The organism is Bdellovibrio sp. HM001, assembly GCF_055397275.1.
This window is the reverse complement of the sequence record NZ_AP029174.1, coordinates 408414-428278: the sequence shown is the minus strand read 5'-3', so window position 1 is coordinate 428278 and position 19865 is coordinate 408414. Positions and strand designations below refer to the sequence as shown.

Genomic DNA, 19865 nt, shown 5'->3' with positions numbered 1-19865 from the left:
ACTACAGGGCTCCGTATTTCTTCAACTTGATGTAGGCCTTTTTATAGTATTCCCCGTCAGGAATATCCATTTCCAAAATCTTGCGCCATTTGTCCTTGGCACCAGCTTTGGCCTCGCCTCCATCGACGTTCCCGAAGCTTTCCTCAAGAATGCCTTCCTGATAAAGCGTCATCATCTGCTTACGCAATTCCACCACGTAACGTTCGATCCGTTCAGGCAGCTCGTCGTTTGTCGGATCCAAGGTGCGAGCTTTACGCAAAGACAGAATGGCCCCTTTAAGATTCTGAGCCTGATAGTATTTTTCAGCCTCGGCCTGCAAACTAGCCGTCTTGGAATTCATCATCTGACGAATGGAGGCAATCGTCCGCTTCGACTGACCCTTATAGCCGTTCGGATCCGGAAGCTGTGCCTCGATCACTTTCTCATAGGCCGCGATGGCATCCAGTGGTTTGCCTTTTTTATGAACTGCTTGGGCTCTGTCATACAGACCCTTCATTCTTGAAACCAACGATTGATAAGCGGCCTTTTCAGCTGCTTTGGCTTCACGCTGCATATTCAGCATTTCAACCTGAGCTTTCAAATCCATAATTCGTGGATGCTCGGGATTAAATTGCAACACCGGGCTTAAGCAGTCCTCAATTTCTTGAGCCGTGATCATCGGATTGATCTTTTTCTGACATTCCGCGACCTGCTTCTGAATTTTTTCTTCCGCCTCTATCTTGGATTTTTCAATCTCAGCCTGACGTCTTTGCTGCTCCTGAATGAAGATGGCCTCTTTGGACAGACGTTCAATCTCACGAATATCCTCATAATCCGGAACCAGTTCCTGAATCTTGATGATTTCATCCTGAGCCAACTGGTACTTACCCTGCATGTACAGGTTCTTTGCATCTTTATAGCGCTGACGGACCAGAGCCTGCTGTTCGGGTTTCAACTTCGCAAACAGATCTGCCGGTGAACCTGGCGCCACCAAACCCTGCCCCGGTTGCGCCGGAGGAGCCTTGGTGTCATTGCCACTGAACAAATACGCCACCGCCACCAGAACAACCGCGCCAATGATGATCTTTGGACGGTGCTTTTGGAAGTCAAACTTCTCAGCCGCCGCCTGAGGATAATGCGGCTGCGGACCCGGCACACCCATTCCCGGATACTGCATCGGTTGCTGATAAGGCATGGGCGGCATCGCGCCTTGATAAGGGGCCATTTCATAGGACTGCTGCTGTTGATATTCCATCGGCAGACTGTCCTGCGCCGTCGGAACCAGCGGACTGAGCGGCGCCACACTGACCAGCTCCATACGACTTTGGAAGCTGGCATCGTGCAATTCAAAATAAAGATAGTTTTCCAGCACACTGATCGCATCACCGCTCTTGATCGGTGTCATATCCGTGGAGGAAATAGGGTTTCCATTTAACAAAGTCCCATTGACGCTGCCCAGATCCAGAATGACATACTGGGAACCGGCTCTGCGGATTTCAAACTGGCGACGGCTGACACGCTGATCCCGGATCTGAATATGGCAGGACGGATCACGACCCGCAACCCACGAATCCCCCGCATCCAGACGGATCATTTCTTTGGCTTCATTCTGACTGTCCACAATCTTGATGAAGGCCGCCGTCGGCGCCACACCAATCATGGTCTTTTCATCACTGCCTTCAAAGGACTCAAGGTGCGCACCGGCCAACGCAGGCAGGTTTTCCCCTGTAGGGGCCTGCGGCTGCTCTTCATACACAGGGGCTTCCGCCACTGTGTTCAGGAAATCAAACTCATAGGGCGGAACAGAAAACTGACTGCCGTGATCCAGGGAAAACTGCTGAACCTGCTCTCCGTTATGGATGACTTCGCCATAACGGGACACCACCTCAACATTCCAGGTGCCACTGGCAAAGAAGACCTTGAAGTGTTCCCGCGAGATTCCTTTTTCAGGCTGCAACACAATATCGCAGTCCTCTTTACGGCCAGCCACGTAAGAACGGTCTTCACTTAAATTCACTTCACAAACTGTCTTGCCACGAAGGCGAACCCGAAGCAGTGCCATTAGTATCTGCCCTCCAGGTTCAAAGTACATTCTTCATAATACTGTTTGGCTTCTTTATAGGACGGATCATCCTTCCTATGTTGAAGCATTGTCATCACATTGGAATAATTGGACTGGCACATTCTCCAGTTCTTTTTCTCTCGGTAACGGTTGCCCTGAATCATGTTGAATTTCACCAGCTCATCAAACTTAATCTTCGACAAATGGAAATAGCGCTTGGCCAGTTCATTGTCCGGATCCAGATTTAGCACCACCTGGAATGCTTCACGGGCACGGGCGTACTGTCCCTGCTGGAAGTCACGGAAGCCCTTGATAAAGTTTTCCTGGGCACGACGATATTGAATGGAATCATACTTTTCTTTTTTTACTGTCAACAGTTCCTGTGAGCGCTTTTCTGCTTCGGCTACATCGGCCATCGACAACGCAGATGTTCTGAAGGCATTGGCATCCTTTTTCGGTTTTGAATCACCCGAGAACAGGAAGAACCACGCCGCCAGACCAATGAGGGCCACAATTCCATAGAAGCGAACTTTCGGATTCGACAATGGCCCACCTGTCGGTGGCGGAGCCATCGTTCCCATCGCCGGCCCACCAACACCACCGGAAGGAGGCGGTGTGTATCCGCCATAACCCATCGGCTGAGCCGGAGGCATGGACGGATTGGGCATTGATGGCATAGGGCGCGGTTGTTGATACGCCGGCATCTGCTGCGGGCGAGGCGTCGCCACTGGTGTCGGGAAGGGATTAGGGGTCAGGCCCGGTGGCCCCTGCTGAAGAGGCGATCCCGGATTCGGAGTCAGGAAGGACACCGGGGCTGGAGCCGCCGCTGGAGGCGGAGCCACCTGAACCTCAGGCATCTCGGCGCGGAAAAGAATTTCTGTCTCACCAATCTGAATCACCGAATCGTTTGTCAACGGCTCGGATTGAACGTTCTGGCCATTGACCATCACGAAGTTCTTTTGACTTAGATTGACGAGCACAAATTCGCTGCCCCGCTGTTTGATTTCCGCATGTTGACGGCTGACGCGCGGATCCCCGGAAAGAACAATGTCGTTTTCCGGCCCACGCCCCAGCGACACGGAGGCTTTGCTGAAAGAAAGCTTCAAACCGCTGTGAGGCCCCTTGATGACCTCAATATCGAATTTCAATGCATCCTTCATTGAAGGGGCTGCACTCATCAGGAGCCTCCTTCAGTTGGCGATACTGTAATTACGAAATAGTCCACTTCTTGTCCTGTGCACATGGCCTGACAACTCAAAATACAAAGATGGCCGCTGAACTCCAGCTGATCCGTATGGATGCCTCGGGTGTTTTCGCGCGAGCGCACCATCAGGCCTTCAATATTCTGCTGAAGGGCCGCATCCGGAATCGCCTTATAAGGCTGCCCCTGCAACTGCGCCATTTCCGCGCGCGCCACCTGCAGGAAGGCAGGATTGCAGGCCACAATGCGACCTTCTTTGGAAATCGTCACACACGGGAAGCCCACGATCTGCACCAGATTCTCTGCTTCGCCGTCTTTATTCACAAAGCCGGCACCACCTGACCCGCTATCCGTGTCACCATGGATATAGCGAGTCAGAAGACTGTTGATATTGCCAATCAAAGCCTGCAAAGGCGGGAACTGGAAATCCAGTGCAGTGTTATCGGTTTTTTCACGCATGGCTGTGTCCAATTGAGCATTCAGTGCCACCAATGGATATTCGATCAGCTTGTACATGAAGTAATAAATCAAAAGTCCCAACAGGGAAGCGATCACCAGCGTCTGCATGAACAAGCTGATAGCCCGTCCGTCATCGAACGCCAGACTTCCCACATCATACAACACGATGGCATGCGCCTTCACTGACTGCTCACCCGTGTTCGGGTCAAACAAACCAATCGGGAAGCTTGCACCAATTGTGGAGGAATCGACCTCCATAGCCTGAGGCCGCATCTCACGACGAGCCGAATGCACGAACGGAAGATCCGGTGTGGTCCCCGCACGGGAGGCCGGCGCCAGGATCATGCCATCGGACTGCTGCACAATCAGAACCTGCTTCACACCGTCCTCTGCCTCAGCAGCATTCGTCGACAAAGACGAATAGCTGTTCTGGATCAGCGCCGACTGATTCAGAGTTGCCACGGTACGGGCAATGGAAGACGCCCTTCTTTTACTTTCATTGATAATACTGGCCCGAGTGATCTGCACCATCGGAATCATCGACAACAGCGTCGTGGAGAAAATAAACAGAACCACAAAGCCCAGAAGGACCATTCTCATTTCCACAAACTGTGGCAAACGATAAACCCCTGGCAAAGCCACGCGGTCCATATAATCGTTCAGCTTATCCATCAAGCCGCGGAATCCACCCTGCTGGAAGGCCGGAGCTGGAGCCGGAGCGACCCCGGGAGACGCCATCCCCGGCATACCGGCCATCGGTTGCGGCATTCCATGAGGCATCCCCATCGACATTGGTTGTTGTTCGGGCATTCCCATCGGCATGGCCGGTGGCATTTGCGGAGCCGCACCACCACCATAATATGGCATGGGTGCTGGAGCATTATTCTGAGCAGGTCGCTGTGCACGGGCCTCTGGTGACGGGATCACATCGGCAATCACATCATGAATCCCGAGTTTGTCCCCCAAGCGCATCACACCACTTTGCATGCGAACACCATTTAAATAGGTCCCATTGCTGGAGCGCAAATCGGTGATCACAATTTTATCTTTATAAACTGCGATTTCCGTGTGCTCTTTGGAAACACCCGGACTTAAAAGCTTAATATCACACTGCGGAGCCCGACCGATGAGGTTCTTCCCCATCTTCAGCTCAACAACGGATCCGGCCTGTGGGCCGGTCAAGATTCTAAGCGCCCACATAAAGTTGATCTCCCACGCTGACATTCACTTTGCTGACGGTCCCTGCTGCCATTTCAATCACAGAGGCGGCACCCCAAACTGGCAAAATCAGTCTCCAAGGGCGCACATCCCTGCGAATGGCACGAACTTTCAGATTCTTGTCCACAAACACACAATCAATTGCAAATTTCATAAAGAAAGTATGAATGCTGTTGCAATGATGAATCCACAACGCCTGATGGGACGGAAGATCCTCCCGCCCCAAAAGTCCCTTGCCACGGCTGAGGAAAGTGGAAGCCACTTCCAAATCCGCTATCAGGGTCTGATTTGTTGTTGCATTCATCAACTTAGCCATCATTACTTACCACCATACATAAAGGACACAGCCACGGGTCCAAAGACGACGATGAAAACCGCTGGCAGAATAAACAGCATCAACGGAATCAAAATCATCTGTGACGCCTGAGCCCCGGCCTTCTCTGCACGCACGAATCTTTCCAGACGCATTTGTACAGACTGGTCTTTCAAAACCTGGGAAATACTGGCACCTGTCGCCTCCGCATCCACCAGAACGGCCACGAAGCTTGTGATCTCGTTCATATCCAGGCGCTCGGCCATCTCTTTCAGGGCCTGGGCCTTGGAGGAACCGATTTTGATATCCTTCAAAACAATCGAAAGCTCATCCGCAAGCACACTGTCGGTCCCACGTGCTTTATCCACGATCTTTTGAATCGCAGAGAAGAAGTCCAAACCCGCCTCTACCGACAAAGCCAGAAGATCAATAAAGAACGGCAAGTCGGCACGCACGGAAAGCTCCCGGCGTTTCTTTTCACCCTTGGCGTGAATCTGCGGCAGATAGAAACCAATCAACCCCATCCCGATCACAACCGGGACAGAAAGACCCAACTGCAACGAAAAGTTCATAATCATCAGGAAGATCGGGAACATGATCCCCCACAGAAGCTGTAAACCGATGAACTCATCTTCATTCAGCTCCGAGGACAGGCCCGAGGTTTTAATGTATTTGCTGATCTTCTTGCGATAGGACTCACTGCGGATTCTCATCGCATGTTGCAAGGTAAACTGATGCACCAAGGGGCGGGAGAAATTAATCACCGGATTTTTGGATTTCACCGGCTCATCGTTATTGGCCCACGACAACTGCTGCTTGTCCGAGTTGCTTGCAAATATCGAACTGACAAATAGGAAGACCGCCACTCCTGCGAGCAGCAATCCCAGAATCAGCATTAACTCTGCACTTCCCATTTTCGCCTCTTCGTGTTCAAGTATTCCCATGAAGCCTTTAGTTCTTGCCTCAGAGTCCCCGCGCCGAAAACAACTGCTTAGTGAAGCTGGTTTTTCATTCGACGTGGTGCCAGTTAAAATATCGGAAATTCCCAATAAAAACCTGAATGTAAACGAGCAGATTTTAGATATTGCCCGTCGTAAGGCGAGGGCCGCTTTGCCCCTGCTAAAGGCCAGTCGCACAGAGCCCTTTATCGTGCTCACAGCCGACACGGAGGTGATTTTTGGGGGTGGTCCCCTGGGTAAACCCCAGGATCGCGAGGATGCCTACCGAATTCTTAGGCTTTTGTCCGGAAAATATCATGAAGTCCTGACTGCGGTCTGCGCAGTCGAGTCCAGTTCTGGCAAAGAGCTGTCTCATGTTGAGACGACAAAAGTTTACTTTAAAAATTTGAGTGATGCTGAAATCTGGACCTACATTGACACCGGGGAACCCATGGACAAAGCCGGAGCCTATGGAATTCAGGGCCAGGGTCGAGCCTTCGTGGAACGAATCGAAGGCCCCTTCGACAATGTGGTGGGACTGCCTGTCGAAGCGGTGAAAAATCTACTGTCCAAATTTTAAACGATCAAAGTTCTCTGGGGTCGAAACGCAATCCTCTGGTATGGTGATCCATCATTTTTTACCGGAGGTCGTTCGTGAAACGTTCCGTTTCTCTTGCTCTGGCGGCACTGACATTGGCTGCCACTACCACACAAGCTCAGGAAGTTCTGCCACAAGCCCCTTCCATTCAGGAAATTATTGAACGCCAGGCCGAAGAAGGTCTGAAGCGCACGCAAGATTATGATGACACCTGGGGCATCTGGGATGTGCTTAAGCCCCGCAACAAATGCAAGTACGCAATTCAGCTTCCCGATCCTGTGACCCGCGGAACTATCGCACTGACCTTCGATGACGGTCCCAATCCAGCGACAACTCCGCTGATTCTGGATGTTCTGAAAGCACACAATGCCAAGGCGACATTCTTTATGTTAGGCAGCGCCGTCAAAAACCATCCAGCGCTGGTTCAACGTGTTGTCAACGAAGGTCACCTCATCGCAAATCATTCATACAGCCATCCAAACTTCCACGAACTGGGTTCGTCCAAAGCACAATCCGAGGTGTCTGCCACGGATCGCCTGCTGCGCGCCTTCGATACGCCGGTTTACTTCCGTTATCCTTATGGAAACTCCACTTGTTCTGCCAATGAGCTGGTAGAGTCCCTGGGTTATCGCATCACCGGATGGGATATCGACACTTGTGACTGGGCCTATGCGGATGGCCATGTCAGTGACAAAGAAAATGCCACGTGCCAGACGCCCGACAGCTTGCGCCGCGACTATGCCGGCCACGTGATGCGTGAAGTGGCTAAAACCCAGGGTGGCGTCCTGCTGATGCATGACGTTCACATGAATACAGCACAAAGCCTGGATCGCCTGCTAACTATGCTGGAACAAAAAGGCTATCGCTTTGTCACCTTGGATGATCGCAACATCTTCCCAAAACTGAATCGCTAATCACGAAGATTCAAGAATGCTGGGTCTTCCCAAAAGACCCGGCAGAACCTTGATGTGCTGAAGATGCCTTAGAAGGCCCGCCTCCGCGGCGACAGAAAATTCAGAAACCAGATCCACGATCCGTGTCCACGGTCGAAAATCCCAGAACTTCTTCTGCAAAGCCCGCGTTTTCCCTGATCCCGTGATCAACAAAGCCAGCATGCCACTGACCGCCCGGATAAACGGAGCGAAGGAAGATCTGTTTTTTAGTTTAATCGTTAAATGCAAATCCTGACCGTGGGTCAAAATCTCCCGAATGGAAATGCCATGTTTCATGGCCTGATTTTTCACAACCTGACGAATAATCCGCCGGTTGCGACCGGTTTTCAAAGACCATTCACCCCGGGCCTGCTCGGAATGAAGCGCCACATGCACGGCTCGTTTCAAAGAAAGCGGCCTTGCTGTTTTCGCATGGCTTTTCTTTAAAAGCGTACCCCCGAACTGCTTCACAGGATGCAGCCGGGGGTCATCTATCCGGGGTGTAGCTCTTCGGGAGGAGCGTCTCATGCGTCATGTTCTACCACCATTTCACACATTGTCAACAAAAAAGTAGCGATGGTATTTTAATGGACAAAACGACCTGGATTCTGCTATGAAAAACACATGGATTTAAAAGAGATTCTTCAGAAAGCCCAGCCAGCCAAAGTTCTTGCAGTTTCAAAGCTGCAACCCGCGGATAAAATTCGTTTTCTTTACAGTCAGGGACAGCGACGCTTTGGTGAAAACTATGTGCAGGAGGCTTTGCAAAAACAGAAGGACCTGGCAGACCTGACGGATATCGAGTGGCATCTCATCGGCCACCTGCAAAAGAATAAAGCCAAGATGGTGGCTGGCGCCTTTCACCTGATTCATTCAGTGGATTCTCTGGAGCTCGCACAGACCCTGAGTCGCCAATGCCAAGCCAAAGGCGCTCAACAGAACATCCTGATTCAGGTCAACCTGGCACAGGAAGAATCCAAAGAAGGCTTTTCCAAGCAGAAACTTCTGGAATGCTGGAAACCCCTGACCGAATTGCCTCATTTGCACATATTCGGCCTCATGACCATGCCACCATTAACCGAAACCGGGGCCGAGGTGCGTCCTTACTTTGTAGAGCTGCGCGAACTGCGCGACCAGCTCAAAGGCGTGACAGATCTTCAAACTCACCCACTGACTGAGCTGTCAATGGGCACGAGCCATGATTACTCTGTCGCCGTTGAGGAGGGCGCAACAATCGTACGTCTCGGGACTATTTTGTTTGGCGAACGACCGGCCAAAGGGTAGGATCACTTTATGAATCCCTTGTTGAAATCGCAAAAAGTCGGCTTTCTCGGGGCAGGAAATATGGCTCAAGCCATGATTAAAGGTCTCATTGAAGGAGGCCTGCCTGCCAAAAATATTTACGCTTCCAACCGCTCCGAAGGAAAACTTCACAAACTCGCAGAGACCTACCACATCAACCCGGTGTCGAGTAACGATGAACTGGTCGACAAATGTGACATCATTATCCTTGCCATCAAACCGCAGGATCTTTTGAGCGCCCTGGAGCCCGTCACACGCAGCTTTGATGAACATAAAATTGTTATCAGCATTGCCGCCGGCATTCGCATGGAAAAGCTTGAACGCTATGTCCAGGGCGCACGCCTGGCCCGAGTCATGCCCAACACCCCCTCCCTGATTGGACGCGGAGTGATCGGCTATCTTCTGAACGATGATGATGACGACGGACTGGAAGCCACCGTCGAAGATCTGTTCACCCCACTTGGGCGTGTCATTCACGTGGGTGACGAAGATCAGTTTGAAGCTTTGATGGTTTCTTGCTCCAGCGGAACCGGTTTTGTTTTCGAAATGATGATGTACTGGCAAGACTGGATTGAAGAACATGGTTTCTCGCCTGAAGAGGCCCGCCTGATGACCATTGAAACATTTGTAGGCGCCTCCCTGCTGGCCGCACAGGCCCGCGAAGACGTGGAAGACCTTCAGGCTCGCGTCACGTCGAAAAAAGGAGTCACCGCAGCTGGACTTCAGTCCATGCGTGAACTGGAGATCGAACGCGCACTTCGCATCAGCTTTGAAAAAGCGGCGATGAGAAACAAAGAAATGGCCCGGGAAATCAAATAGGCTTGCCCACAGACAGACTCGGCCTTTATCCTTAATTCATGTTGTTCAAGGAGGAACAAAATGAGAATTACTCCTATCGATATTGCTCATAAGTCTTTTGGTAAAAAGATGATGGGACTTGATGCTGACGAGGTTATGGATTTCCTGCAGCAGATCGCGGCACAAATGGAAGCTCTGATCCAAGAGCGCAACACACTGAAAGAAGCCATCCGCGAAAAAGAACTTTCTTTGATGGAATATAAAGAGCGCGATCAGGTTTTAAAAGAAACCATCGCCACAGCCACTCAGATGGCGGATCGTTTGCGCCAGGATGCGGACCGCGAAGCAAAGTTGATCATCGCGGACGCTCAACAAAAGGCGGAAATCATCACTCGCGATTCCCGTGATTCATTGAAAAAAATGTATCAGGAAGTCAACGAACTCAAGCGCGCACGCATGCAGTTTGAGGCCAACCTGAAAGCCCTGGCGCAAGCTCACCTGTCCCTGCTGGAACAAGGCGAGAAGTACATGCCACAGGCACAGCTCCCGAATCACAACATTGTGAGTGGGGGCAGCAGCGCAGGTCGCTCTCCAAACGTCTCCCCTCTGTCCGCTGAGTAATTCCGGTCGCCTTCATGATTGAAACAACAAAAGGTGGAGTTCGGCTCCACCTTTTCATTCAGCCTAAAGCCTCTAAGAATGAAGTTGTGGGTCCCCACAATGGCGAATTAAAAATTAAAATCACAGCACCCCCTGTGGATGGCCGCGCCAACGAGTGCCTGATTGAATTCATGTCCGATCTTTTTGATATTCCCAAAAGAGATGTGCTGCTGGTGAAAGGCGAAACGGGCCGCCATAAAGTTGTCGAACTCAGCGGCCTGTCTGAACAGACTGTCCGGGGCATTTTAAACATACCCCCGGGATAATCAGCGCCCTCTTTGCTTCTTGTTGGATTTCAATTCGATTTGAAATTCGGTATTGTCCAATTCCTGTTGCAACTGATCCTGATTCACACGCTTGCGCTTTTTAGGTTTGGTCGGACGTGGCTTGAAAAGATTCTGATCCACACCATCATCAAGCTGTTCCTGGAAGCGACGAACCTTTTGCTGGGAACTCAACTCGCTTTCTTCGTACATATTGGAACGATAGTTCGGAACCGGGCTCGCCACTGGCGCCACGTACTCAGGTTCTGAATACCCCTCACTCATGTCAAAGCTATAGCGCAAAAATCCGCCGACATGAAAACCCGCAGCGGCATTGGAACCCGTCAAAGTCGTTCCGCCATTGACCTGCAACGTCCACTTGGGTGTCATCAGCCAGGTGGCATAGACCTGCGAATCCATCAGATTGGGTTTCACCCCGTAGAACTTCATCGAACCCGCATTCACTCCGCTGATATAAGAGGTGCGCAGTGCCGCATTCACATCCGTCGTATCATCTGAAACACTCTGATATCCGAACAGCTCCCCGCCCAGACGCAGGCGATTCATTTTGAACTGCGCTCCCACGCCCCAGGGCATCAGGAAGGAACGACCGCCCCCTCGGAAGTTAAAACCCAGCCAACCATATCCACGCAAAGTTCCGAAGTCTTTCTGCGCAATCAAACGGGAGCGAACCTCAAAAACCCCCTCTGAATTCAATACGGTATCCGAAGCAGGATCAACCTCTTCAAAGGGCATGACGGCGATGATTTCAGGAATTAACTGGAAGGCATCGGAATACATCAGAAAATCAAACCCGACGGCCGCCTCACTCAAGGAGCTGTTCGCACGAGTGGCAACAGAATCTTTGCTTTCGGCATTGGAAACCGTTCCCCAGCCAAAAACAGACCAGTTTCTTTTAGGGGTGTACCGAGTTCCAAAAGATGAGTCCAATAATGAATAACTGTTTCCACTGGGCAGATTCTGACTGCCTCCACCAGAAGACGGATAATTGGCCTCAGAATAGAAGTAATTGGCGGACGCCTCGAAATCCCAGCGATCCCGCCGGAACTCTTTGTAATTATCCAAAGCCAGAGCTGACAATGAAACCGAAAAAATACTTAAGAAGGCAATCGCCCCACGCTGAAGATTATTTGCCATTTTCATAACTTCCTAATATTAACAAGCCTATGACGGCGACATCAAACAAATCACAGCTAGCGATCATCTTTTTCACTGTTTTCCTGTATTTAGTGGGCTTTGGTGTGGTTATTCCAATTCTCCCCATCCTTAGTCGCAACTTCGGTGCGACGGCGCTTGAGACAGGCCTTCTGCTTTCTGTGTATTCCTTGATGCAGTTCTTGTTCTCTCCGTTCTGGGGTCGCCTCAGTGACCGCTACGGCCGTCGTCCCATTCTGCTGTTCTGCCTTGTCGGAGAAACTTTTTCTTACATCATGTTTGCCTGGGCCCGCTCGCTGGAGTGGTTGTTTGTCGCCCGCCTCCTTGCTGGATTCTTCGGTGCCAGCCTTTCCACGGCGTCGGCCTATATCTCTGACATCACCCCAAAACACGAACGCTCCAAGGGCATGGCTTTGATTGGCGCCGCCTTCGGCCTGGGCTTTGTCTTCGGTCCGGCACTGGGCGGAGGCTTGGCTGTTTGGGGTCAGCACATTTCCTCAGCTCCGCACTTTGACACTTCTTTTGCCTCTTACTGGGTGGCGGGACTTTGTTTTGCCAACTTCCTTTTTGGTCTGAAGTTCCTGAAAGAATCCTTAAGTGAAAAAAGTGAATCTGCCGCAAAGAAAAAACGCTTTTCAATCATGTGGCAGTACCTGAACAAAAAAACCGTCGGTCCACTGATGATCATCTTCCTTTTAAGTTCGTTGGCGATGTCTTCGATGGAAGCCACCTTGATTCTATTCATGGGTGAAAAGTATCATTGGGACGTCAAACAGGTCAGCTTCGGCTTTGCCTACATCGGTCTGATCATTATCTTCACCCAGGGCTTTCTGGTACGCCGTCTGCTGCCGAAATGGGGTGAACGCAAAGTCTTGCGCCTGGGCATCCTGCTTTTGGCTGTGGGTCTGACAGGAATTGCCGTGGTGGATTCCATCACGGGCATGGCAATCACCATGACGTTACTTTCCTTGGGTAACGGCCTTGCCAATCCCTCCACTTTAGGAAGCATCAGTCTTCTTTCCGATTCTTCTGAACAAGGAGCCACAATGGGTGTCACCCAAAGCATGGCCTCCTTGGGGCGGATTCTGGGACCAGCTCTGGGCGGGGCCCTTTATGGATCTGTGGCCATCACTGCCCCTTTCTGGGCCTCGGGAGTTATGGCCTTCGCTGGCCTTGCTATTGTTGTTGTCATTTACAAACTCATCCCTGAACACGGGCGCGTAGGATAAGCATTATGGAATTTAACTCTATCGGCTACTTTCAATTCGACAATCTCATCCAAACACGCACACCGTTTCTGCTGGTGATTTTGGATCAAGTGGATCTATCTGATTGGTACAAAAGTGTTACCAAAATGCATTTGGACAATATCAGCCTGCACTGTCAGATCGAAAATGTCTTGGAATCCGTGCAGTCCAAGAATCTTCCGCCGCACTTTGCCGTGGTCGTTTTGGATCGGGATGAAAAATCCAGCCCCCAGGTGGTCACACAACTGGAAGGGGCCGGATTCATTAATAGTTTCTATGTCAAAGGTGGCCTGAACGGCTTATTAAGCGAACGCCAACCATAATTTGACATAGAAGCGACAGCTTTTCTCAAAGCCTTGTTGTTGATTTCCGCCGTTTGTAACATACTTGGTACATCAAAACTTGAAACTTTAAACAAGGATGTACCATGAAAAAGTTTTTGATCGCAGCTATTGCAACAACAGTGGCTTCTACAGCTCACGCCGGTTCTTTAAATTTGGATCTGCGTGCTGACTACAACTCCACTACTTACACAGACTCTTCGCAGAAAGACTTCACCAAGTTCTACTTCAAGACGGGCCGCTTGGATTATCAGGGTAAAGCCAATGATGATCTTTCTTTCCGCGTGCGTCTGGCTTTCAACAAAGAAGCCACTCGCTTGAACACCGACAGCGCACAAACCGCTGTGGAGTACGCTTTCCTGACTCACAAGATGTCTGAATACTTCTCTTTGTCAGCAGGTCGCTTCAACACGGAGTTCGGCGGCTTTGAAGGCGCAACAAGTGGTGCGGATCTTTACCTGACATCTCAGTTCTACACTCGCAAAGGACCAAACGGAAATCTGGCGGCAGGTGTGTTTGGAACGGCAGACCTACTGTATATGACTGGGGTTAAGGGCACCTTCACTTTCGGAGATCATTCGATTCATGTTCTTGGAACCAACGAAAAGTTCAAAGAAGCAGCAACTCCGATGGACCAGAACCAATCCATGTATGGTGCGATTTGGAGAGGCGCCTTCATGGAAAAGGCTTTGATGACCAACTTGTCCTACCACACAATGAACGGCCCTGCTGATGGCGACACCAATCAGTTCGTGGCAGCGGGCGTGATGTGGAACTCCAAGCCCGTGATGGTTTCTGTGGACTATCTGATGTCTGAATTCAAAGAAGATGCCTCTGGCGACAAGGACACTGTGACGTCCATCGTAGCGAAATTCGCATACTCCGGCTGGGAACAATGGACACCTCGTCTTGAAGTGGTTTCTTCTGAAGAAAAGCTGGAAACAGCTGGCACTGTGACTAACAAATTCATGGGTTACGGCGCTGTTCTTGAATACAAGCCTTACACTGACGTGAACTTCCGCTACCATCTTGCTTACAACTATCAAAAAGAAGAGTTAGATGCTGGTGGCGACGATCCAGTTTCTCAAGAGATCGTTCTGGGCGCTCGCCTGATGGCGGACTTCCTGAAATAATCCTCTGACAACACAGACTTAGATCGAGGGAGGCTTTCATGCCTCCCTTTTTTTATTTCAACTCACGCCTCAATTTCGCACCGCTCCTCATGCTCGAAGGTCCCACGGGCCCTTTGACCCAGATTCCTTCATTTGGCCTACCCCAAAAGGCTTGAATTTGTTAGTCTCTAAGGGTTAAAAACTTAAGCATTTCATGTCCTTAAACCCTCAGAGGTCTTTACAAATGTCAGAACAGTTATCAGATCGTTACAATCCCGCAGATGTTGAATCTCGCACTTATGAATGGTGGGAAAAAAACGGCTACTTCAAAGCCCAGGATCAATCCACGAAACCTCCGTTTTCCATTATCCTTCCTCCACCGAACGTCACAGGTTTTCTGCACATGGGTCATGCCTTGGACCACACTATTCAGGACATGCTCATCCGTTGGAAAAGAATGAACGGCTACAACACCATGTGGTTGCCGGGAACAGATCACGCCGGAATCGCGACTCAATCCGTGGTAGAGCGTGAACTGAAGAAAGAAAATATCACTCGCCATGACCTGGGCCGCGAAAAATTCGTGGAAAAAGTTTGGGACTGGAAACACCAATACGGCAACCGCATTTACAATCAAATGCGCCGCCTGGGTGATTCCTGTGACTGGGATCGCGCTGTCTTCACTCTGGATGAAGGGGTCTCCAAAGCCGTTCGCAAAGTCTTCGTGTCTTTGCACAAGAAAGGTTTGATCTATCGTGGCCAGCGTCTGGTGAACTGGTCCGGCCCTCTGGAGACGGCAATTTCAGATTTGGAAGTGGAACACAAGCAGGTCAAAGGATCTTTGTACCACATCAACTATCCGCTGGAGGATGGCTCTGGCTTCCTGACAGTGGCGACCACCCGTCCGGAAACAATGCTGGGCGATTCCGCCCTGTGTGTTCACCCGGATGATGAACGCTACAAGCACCTGATTGGCAAAAACGTGGTGATTCCTTTGATCAACAGAAAGATCAAAATCATCGCTGACACTTATGTGGATCAGGCGTTCGGCTCTGGTGTGGTGAAGATCACTCCGGCCCATGACTTCAACGACTATAAAATTGGTAAATCCCACAATCTGGAATTCATCAACATTCTGACCAAAAAAGCAGAACTGAATGAAAATGCAGGCGCTTATAAAGGCCTGAAAGTTCAGGAAGCGCGCAAACGCATTCTGGAAGACCTGAAAGCCCAGAACCTTCTGGCAAAAGAAGAACCACACGTTCACTCTGTAGGTCACTGCTCCCGTTCCGGTGCGGTGGTTGAACCGTTCTTGTCTGAACAGTGGTTCGTCAAAATGGAAGCTCTGGCTGTTCCGGCAAAACGCGTGGTTGAAAGCGGCACCATCCGCTTTGAGCCCGAATCTTGGACAAAAGTATACCTTCACTGGCTGAACAACATCGAAGACTGGTGTATTTCACGTCAGTTGTGGTGGGGTCACCGCATCCCGGTTTGGTACTGCTCTGATTGCAATCACCAAACTGTGGCCGAAACAGACGTCACTGCCTGCGAAAAGTGCGGCAGCACCAAGTTGCATCAGGACGAAGACGTTCTGGACACTTGGTTCAGTTCTGCTTTGTGGCCGTTCTCCACTATGGGCTGGCCAAATGAAACTGAAACTTTGAAGACATTCTACCCAACCAGCTATCTGGTCACTGGTCACGATATCATCTTCTTCTGGGTGGCTCGTATGATCATGATGGGTCTTGAATTCCAAAGGGACGTTCCTTTCCGCACGGTTTACATCCACGGTCTGGTGCGCGACTCTCAGGGCCGCAAGATGTCCAAGTCTTTGGGGAACTCCATTGATCCGGTGGAAATGATTGAAAAGCACGGGGCCGATGCCTTGCGCTTCACCTTTGCTGCGCACTTGTTCTCTGGAAAAGACTTTAAGTTCAGCGAACAGCGCCTGGAAGGTTATCGTAACTTCATGAACAAGATCTGGAATGCGGCTCGTTTTGCCCTTTCCAATCTTTCCGACTTCAAAGCTCCGGCGGAAGGTGTGAAGGCCCTGCCAAATCAGGCGCACATCAGTGTGTTTGATCAGTGGATCATCACCAAGCTTGCCGAAGTGACCAAAGAAGTTGAAGAGGCGATGGAGCAGGAAAGATTCTCTGACGCCTCTATGGCGCTTTATCAGTTCATCTGGAATCAGTTCTGTGACTGGTATATCGAGTTCACTAAACCGATCCTGAATGGCAATAACGCTGAAGAAAAGGCCGCAACACAACTGGTGATCGCGCAGGTTCTTAACCGCATCACCCGCCTGTTGCATCCGTTCACACCGTTTATTTCTGAAGAAATCTATCAGAAACTGCCAATCAAGGGCGAAGCGTGCATCATGGACCAATATCCGAATGTGCGTAACGATAAAGATTTCCTCAGCCTGGGCTCAGCCCAAGCCGCACTGGAAATTGATATTGTGAAGGAAGTGATTACTGCCATCCGTAACATCCGCGGCGAAAACCGCATCAGTCCGGCTGTGAAACTGAATGTCCGCCTGGGTGTGACCAACGATCAAACTCAGAAAATTCTGGGCAACAACCGCACCGCTTTGATGACGATGGGTCGCCTGGAAAACGTGGAAATCGGCCCCGAGGGCAACATGATGAAATGTGCTGTTGCGCCGGTCGTTGTTAAAGACGCCAGCGTAAAAGTGATCATTCCATTGGAAGGCCTGGTGGACTTCGATGAGGAGATCAAACGCATCAACAAATCCATCGAAAAGCTGACTCGCGATATCGGCATGCTGACCGGCAAACTTTCCAATGAAAAGTTTGTGGCAAATGCAGATGAAGACGTGATCGCAGCAGACCGCGCTTTGTTGGCGCAATCCAAAGTTCAACTGGATTCACTGCGCGACGCTTTGACTCGCTTCCAGTAAGTCTTAAGCCCAAAAACACAAATCCTCCGTGATTCGCAGTCACGGAGGATTTTTTTGCCCGAAATCAATACCCTCGGCGCACCCGGCGCAAATGACGACGTTGTCGGCGCCGAGGCTCAGCCCTCTCTTCCCGACTGTCGAAGTCCATGTCATCACTGCCGTAACGAAAATCAAAGTGAGGATCTACATGTGGTTCCAGCTGAGGGTGCAGGGCCTCATAAGAATGACGATAACCATTTTTCTGGCGTTCGGCCTCAAAAGAATCCCAGAGAGTGGACTCGGGCTCGGTCTTGGGCTCGATCTCTGATGAATCCTGATACTCATTGATAAATTCACCGTAGTCTCTTTCTGGCTCTTTTCGACGGGAATCCTGTCGTCGCCAACGATCCGATGGCTGCATACAGACCTCCTTGTTTGAGGGCATAACTTATTTTAAAAGTCCGCCGACGCCCGCACAACAAAGCAAAGGGTCCTGTGCCAAAGCAAAGGACCCTCATTGTAGTCTGACATTAAGATGTGCCTACACTGCTTAGAATGTGATCTTGATCGAGTCCGCAGATTTTTTTGCCGGACCGTGGAAAACCGCCTCAATATTGTTCCCGTCCGGGTCTAAGAGGAAAGCGGCATAGTAGCCTGGATGATAAGGGCGTTCGCCCGGACCACCGTTGTCTTTACCTCCGGCGGCCAAACCCGCCTCATAGAATTTCTTTACGGCATCGCGGTCCTGCGCTTGAAATGCCAAATGTGTTCTGCCCGTCAGTTTGCCAACGCTGGCCTGACTGTCGACGGATGAAATAAACAGTTCATCGTACCAGAAAAACCCCGGACCTTCACCGCCCATTGGAATCCCCAAAGATCCCAATACCGCCGAATAAAACTTCTTACTTTTTTCAAGATCCGCAACCACCAACTGAAGGTGATCAATCAAACGGCCTCTGTGCAGCTCATTTGTTTCCATTATTTCTCCCTTTATTTGCACTGACACTGGAAGGTGGAGGATTTATCAGCTCCAGTACAGCTGTAAGTGGCCCCATCATGTGTCAGCTGGAACGAGAAAATCTTCCCGTTCTTTTCCACCAACAAAAGATCATCCCCGTTTTGATAGAAAATTCGGCGCGAAACGGAACGCCCCACCACTTCACCGTCGGCTTCAAGACTGGCCAACAATGTTTCAGACGGGTTGATTTTCTGCTCTTTTGCAAGCGGAAGCTCTTTGCGAGACCCATCCGCTGCGTAAGAAAAATACTGCAATGAACGTGACCCTTCCGGGTCACCCAATCTTTCCAAATACAGACGACGAAGTTCGCCTTCTTTGGTTCTTAAATCGGTGGCGACCCACTCTTCATCCTGAGTCACAACGTCACCCAGATCCGCATTAATGGACTGATTGAAGGTTTCAAAATTCACCTCCACACCCGGATCCAAGGGCTTTACAATCATATTCAGGCAGGTGCCCATTTCTTTGATTTTTTGCTGATAGAGCTCAAACTTCTGAGGATCTTCCATCTCTGTGGGCAGGAAGGCCGCAGAGGGTGTGACTGCCGGAGCTTCAATGGGAGGAGGCTCGGCTTTAACGGCGGTTTTTCCTTCAGACACAGACGAAGCCGAAGTGCCCAGGGTTTCTGGTGCCAACTCCTTTTCTTCCTGTCCTGATTCTCTTTGTCTGTGACAGTAAGAGATAATAAGAACTATGGCGACAATAAGACCTAAAAACAAAGCTGATTTCTTATTCATACCTTCAGTTATCGACTGATATGGACAGAGACGTCAATGGGTACAAACGGTGGCAGCGAAATTCGCCGAAATAGGAACCGAACCTGCAGTTTATCAAAATACTTGGCCACCAGCGCACAGCCCGGCCCCTTCAATGCCACATACATCAAATAATTCGGCAACCCGGGTTCATATTCAAAATGCCACTGACTGACTTGGTGACAGGATTTTTTGGCTTCAACATCATTGGATTCAAAAAGCACTTCCGCTGCAGTCCCAAAAGAGATCGATTGGTTGATCAGCTCCGCATCAGCTTGTGACAACACCAGACCAATGCGCAGAAGAGCCACTTGGGTCAACGGATTCCACAATGACGAATATTCATACCCCTGCGGACCCAACGACTGAATACGGAAGCTCATATGACCTTCTGTCGATGGATTCGCCGTATAACCTTCTGCAGACCACAGAACTGCCAGAATCATCACCACAAACATCAAATATCGCATGATTCCCCCTCATGTGAAATTCGTGAAGTGATTTCTTTTTATTCGGCGACAGGTTCAAAACGCAAGAAAGGGATCTTTGCAGATCCCTTTCTTGAAGTCATTTCAGCTGTGGTGACAAGTT

General features: G+C 50.3%; 21 protein-coding genes. 10 read left to right on the top strand and 11 right to left on the bottom strand.

Translation table 11 applies throughout. From position 1 onward, the window contains the following. Position 1: 1 nt before the first annotated feature. From ACZ5ZZ_RS02105 to ACZ5ZZ_RS02085, 5 genes are read right to left on the bottom strand one after another with little or no spacing between them, the layout of a single operon-like run. Positions 2–2041, bottom strand: coding sequence for an FHA domain-containing protein (locus tag ACZ5ZZ_RS02105; protein WP_464141029.1), 2040 nt, complete (start codon positions 2039–2041; stop codon positions 2–4). Beyond that, positions 2041–3219, bottom strand: a complete 1179-nt coding sequence (locus ACZ5ZZ_RS02100; protein ID WP_464119939.1) for an FHA domain-containing protein — start codon at positions 3217–3219, stop codon at positions 2041–2043. Before ACZ5ZZ_RS02100 ends, ACZ5ZZ_RS02105 begins: the two co-directional genes overlap by 1 nt. Next, on the bottom strand, positions 3219–4901 hold the full coding sequence (locus tag ACZ5ZZ_RS02095; protein ID WP_464141027.1) for an FHA domain-containing protein: 1683 nt from the start codon (positions 4899–4901) through the stop codon (positions 3219–3221). Before ACZ5ZZ_RS02095 ends, ACZ5ZZ_RS02100 begins: the two co-directional genes overlap by 1 nt. Beyond that, on the bottom strand, positions 4888–5238 hold the full coding sequence (locus tag ACZ5ZZ_RS02090; RefSeq protein ID WP_464119937.1) for a DUF192 domain-containing protein: 351 nt from the start codon (positions 5236–5238) through the stop codon (positions 4888–4890). The genes ACZ5ZZ_RS02095 and ACZ5ZZ_RS02090 overlap by 14 nt, the downstream gene beginning before the upstream one ends. Continuing rightward, the gene (locus tag ACZ5ZZ_RS02085) at positions 5238–6176 is read right to left on the bottom strand and encodes a type II secretion system F family protein (protein ID WP_464119936.1); all 939 of its coding nucleotides are present in this window, start codon (positions 6174–6176) and stop codon (positions 5238–5240) included. Before ACZ5ZZ_RS02085 ends, ACZ5ZZ_RS02090 begins: the two co-directional genes overlap by 1 nt. On the opposite strand from ACZ5ZZ_RS02085, the gene ACZ5ZZ_RS02080 reads away from it, so the two are divergent. Continuing rightward, entirely contained in the window at positions 6175–6750 is a 576-nt protein-coding gene (locus tag ACZ5ZZ_RS02080) for a Maf family protein (RefSeq protein ID WP_464141025.1), read from the top strand. The two genes, ACZ5ZZ_RS02085 and ACZ5ZZ_RS02080, sit on opposite strands and share 2 nt — an antisense overlap. A 74-nt stretch (positions 6751–6824) precedes the next feature. After that, the gene (locus ACZ5ZZ_RS02075) at positions 6825–7682 is read left to right on the top strand and encodes a polysaccharide deacetylase family protein (protein ID WP_464141023.1); all 858 of its coding nucleotides are present in this window, start codon (positions 6825–6827) and stop codon (positions 7680–7682) included. Here ACZ5ZZ_RS02075 and ACZ5ZZ_RS02070 read toward each other — a convergent pair whose 3' ends face one another. Further along, complete coding sequence (locus tag ACZ5ZZ_RS02070; RefSeq protein WP_464141022.1) at positions 7683–8108, bottom strand: hypothetical protein; 426 nt, start codon at positions 8106–8108, stop codon at positions 7683–7685. 216 nt (positions 8109–8324) lie between these two features. Between ACZ5ZZ_RS02070 and ACZ5ZZ_RS02065 the strand changes: the two genes are divergently transcribed. The 4 genes from ACZ5ZZ_RS02065 to ACZ5ZZ_RS02050 are packed head-to-tail and all read left to right on the top strand — an operon-like array spanning position 8325 to position 10726. Next, on the top strand, positions 8325–8984 hold the full coding sequence (locus ACZ5ZZ_RS02065; RefSeq protein WP_464133106.1) for a YggS family pyridoxal phosphate-dependent enzyme: 660 nt from the start codon (positions 8325–8327) through the stop codon (positions 8982–8984). 9 nt (positions 8985–8993) lie between these two features. After that, positions 8994–9821 (top strand): pyrroline-5-carboxylate reductase, encoded by an 828-nt coding sequence (gene proC, locus ACZ5ZZ_RS02060; protein ID WP_464133104.1) that lies wholly within the window; start codon positions 8994–8996, stop codon positions 9819–9821. 60 nt (positions 9822–9881) lie between these two features. Continuing rightward, a complete protein-coding gene (locus ACZ5ZZ_RS02055) occupies positions 9882–10421 on the top strand; it encodes a DivIVA domain-containing protein (RefSeq protein WP_464119930.1) in 540 nt (179 codons plus the stop codon). A gap of 14 nt (positions 10422–10435) precedes the next feature. Further along, on the top strand, positions 10436–10726 hold the full coding sequence (locus tag ACZ5ZZ_RS02050; RefSeq protein WP_464119929.1) for a DUF167 domain-containing protein: 291 nt from the start codon (positions 10436–10438) through the stop codon (positions 10724–10726). On the opposite strand, the gene ACZ5ZZ_RS02045 is transcribed toward ACZ5ZZ_RS02050, so the two are convergent. After that, the gene (locus ACZ5ZZ_RS02045) at positions 10727–11881 is read right to left on the bottom strand and encodes a hypothetical protein (RefSeq protein WP_464133101.1); all 1155 of its coding nucleotides are present in this window, start codon (positions 11879–11881) and stop codon (positions 10727–10729) included. A 29-nt stretch (positions 11882–11910) separates the two neighbouring features. On the opposite strand from ACZ5ZZ_RS02045, the gene ACZ5ZZ_RS02040 reads away from it, so the two are divergent. The 4 genes from ACZ5ZZ_RS02040 (at position 11911) to ACZ5ZZ_RS02025 (ending at position 17522) form a co-directional block, all read left to right on the top strand. Then, positions 11911–13128, top strand: coding sequence for an MFS transporter (locus tag ACZ5ZZ_RS02040; RefSeq protein ID WP_464133100.1), 1218 nt, complete (start codon positions 11911–11913; stop codon positions 13126–13128). A gap of 5 nt (positions 13129–13133) precedes the next feature. After that, on the top strand, positions 13134–13469 hold the full coding sequence (locus tag ACZ5ZZ_RS02035) for a rhodanese-like domain-containing protein (protein ID WP_464133099.1): 336 nt from the start codon (positions 13134–13136) through the stop codon (positions 13467–13469). Between the two features lie 104 nt (positions 13470–13573). Continuing rightward, positions 13574–14620 carry a porin gene (locus ACZ5ZZ_RS02030; protein ID WP_464133096.1) on the top strand — a complete coding sequence of 349 codons (1047 nt, stop codon included), beginning with the start codon at positions 13574–13576 and terminating at the stop codon, positions 14618–14620. Between the two features lie 223 nt (positions 14621–14843). Beyond that, positions 14844–17522 (top strand): valine--tRNA ligase, encoded by a 2679-nt coding sequence (locus ACZ5ZZ_RS02025; RefSeq protein WP_464119924.1) that lies wholly within the window; start codon positions 14844–14846, stop codon positions 17520–17522. 64 nt (positions 17523–17586) lie between these two features. Here ACZ5ZZ_RS02025 and ACZ5ZZ_RS02020 read toward each other — a convergent pair whose 3' ends face one another. The 4 genes from ACZ5ZZ_RS02020 to ACZ5ZZ_RS02005 form a co-directional block, all read right to left on the bottom strand. Continuing rightward, entirely contained in the window at positions 17587–17922 is a 336-nt protein-coding gene (locus tag ACZ5ZZ_RS02020) for a hypothetical protein (protein WP_464141019.1), read from the bottom strand. Positions 17923–18051: 129 nt separating this feature from the next. After that, positions 18052–18480, bottom strand: coding sequence for a VOC family protein (locus ACZ5ZZ_RS02015; protein WP_464141018.1), 429 nt, complete (start codon positions 18478–18480; stop codon positions 18052–18054). 11 nt (positions 18481–18491) lie between these two features. Beyond that, on the bottom strand, positions 18492–19256 hold the full coding sequence (locus ACZ5ZZ_RS02010; RefSeq protein ID WP_464141017.1) for a hypothetical protein: 765 nt from the start codon (positions 19254–19256) through the stop codon (positions 18492–18494). A gap of 8 nt (positions 19257–19264) precedes the next feature. Then, complete coding sequence (locus tag ACZ5ZZ_RS02005) at positions 19265–19744, bottom strand: hypothetical protein (RefSeq protein WP_464141015.1); 480 nt, start codon at positions 19742–19744, stop codon at positions 19265–19267. Between the last annotated feature and the right edge of the window lie 121 nt (positions 19745–19865).

Excerpts from the sequence above, each read along its gene's own strand:
- ACZ5ZZ_RS02105 (WP_464141029.1), bottom strand. The coding sequence starts at position 2,041 with ATGGCACTGCTTCGGGTTCGCCTTCGTGGCAAGACAGTTTGTGAAGTG.
- ACZ5ZZ_RS02040 (WP_464133100.1), top strand. The coding sequence starts at position 11,911 with ATGACGGCGACATCAAACAAATCACAGCTAGCGATCATCTTTTTCACT.
- ACZ5ZZ_RS02045 (WP_464133101.1), bottom strand. The coding sequence starts at position 11,881 with ATGGCAAATAATCTTCAGCGTGGGGCGATTGCCTTCTTAAGTATTTTT.
- ACZ5ZZ_RS02035 (WP_464133099.1), top strand. The coding sequence starts at position 13,134 with ATGGAATTTAACTCTATCGGCTACTTTCAATTCGACAATCTCATCCAA.
- ACZ5ZZ_RS02080 (WP_464141025.1), top strand. The coding sequence starts at position 6,175 with ATGAAGCCTTTAGTTCTTGCCTCAGAGTCCCCGCGCCGAAAACAACTG.
- ACZ5ZZ_RS02030 (WP_464133096.1), top strand. The coding sequence starts at position 13,574 with ATGAAAAAGTTTTTGATCGCAGCTATTGCAACAACAGTGGCTTCTACA.
- ACZ5ZZ_RS02055 (WP_464119930.1), top strand. The coding sequence starts at position 9,882 with ATGAGAATTACTCCTATCGATATTGCTCATAAGTCTTTTGGTAAAAAG.
- ACZ5ZZ_RS02090 (WP_464119937.1), bottom strand. The coding sequence starts at position 5,238 with ATGATGGCTAAGTTGATGAATGCAACAACAAATCAGACCCTGATAGCG.
- ACZ5ZZ_RS02050 (WP_464119929.1), top strand. The coding sequence starts at position 10,436 with ATGATTGAAACAACAAAAGGTGGAGTTCGGCTCCACCTTTTCATTCAG.
- ACZ5ZZ_RS02085 (WP_464119936.1), bottom strand. The coding sequence starts at position 6,176 with ATGGGAATACTTGAACACGAAGAGGCGAAAATGGGAAGTGCAGAGTTA.
- ACZ5ZZ_RS02015 (WP_464141018.1), bottom strand. The coding sequence starts at position 18,480 with ATGGAAACAAATGAGCTGCACAGAGGCCGTTTGATTGATCACCTTCAG.
- ACZ5ZZ_RS02010 (WP_464141017.1), bottom strand. The coding sequence starts at position 19,256 with ATGAATAAGAAATCAGCTTTGTTTTTAGGTCTTATTGTCGCCATAGTT.
- proC (WP_464133104.1), top strand. The coding sequence starts at position 8,994 with ATGAATCCCTTGTTGAAATCGCAAAAAGTCGGCTTTCTCGGGGCAGGA.
- ACZ5ZZ_RS02020 (WP_464141019.1), bottom strand. The coding sequence starts at position 17,922 with ATGCAGCCATCGGATCGTTGGCGACGACAGGATTCCCGTCGAAAAGAG.
- ACZ5ZZ_RS02025 (WP_464119924.1), top strand. The coding sequence starts at position 14,844 with ATGTCAGAACAGTTATCAGATCGTTACAATCCCGCAGATGTTGAATCT.
- ACZ5ZZ_RS02065 (WP_464133106.1), top strand. The coding sequence starts at position 8,325 with ATGGATTTAAAAGAGATTCTTCAGAAAGCCCAGCCAGCCAAAGTTCTT.
- ACZ5ZZ_RS02100 (WP_464119939.1), bottom strand. The coding sequence starts at position 3,219 with ATGAGTGCAGCCCCTTCAATGAAGGATGCATTGAAATTCGATATTGAG.
- ACZ5ZZ_RS02095 (WP_464141027.1), bottom strand. The coding sequence starts at position 4,901 with ATGTGGGCGCTTAGAATCTTGACCGGCCCACAGGCCGGATCCGTTGTT.
- ACZ5ZZ_RS02005 (WP_464141015.1), bottom strand. The coding sequence starts at position 19,744 with ATGCGATATTTGATGTTTGTGGTGATGATTCTGGCAGTTCTGTGGTCT.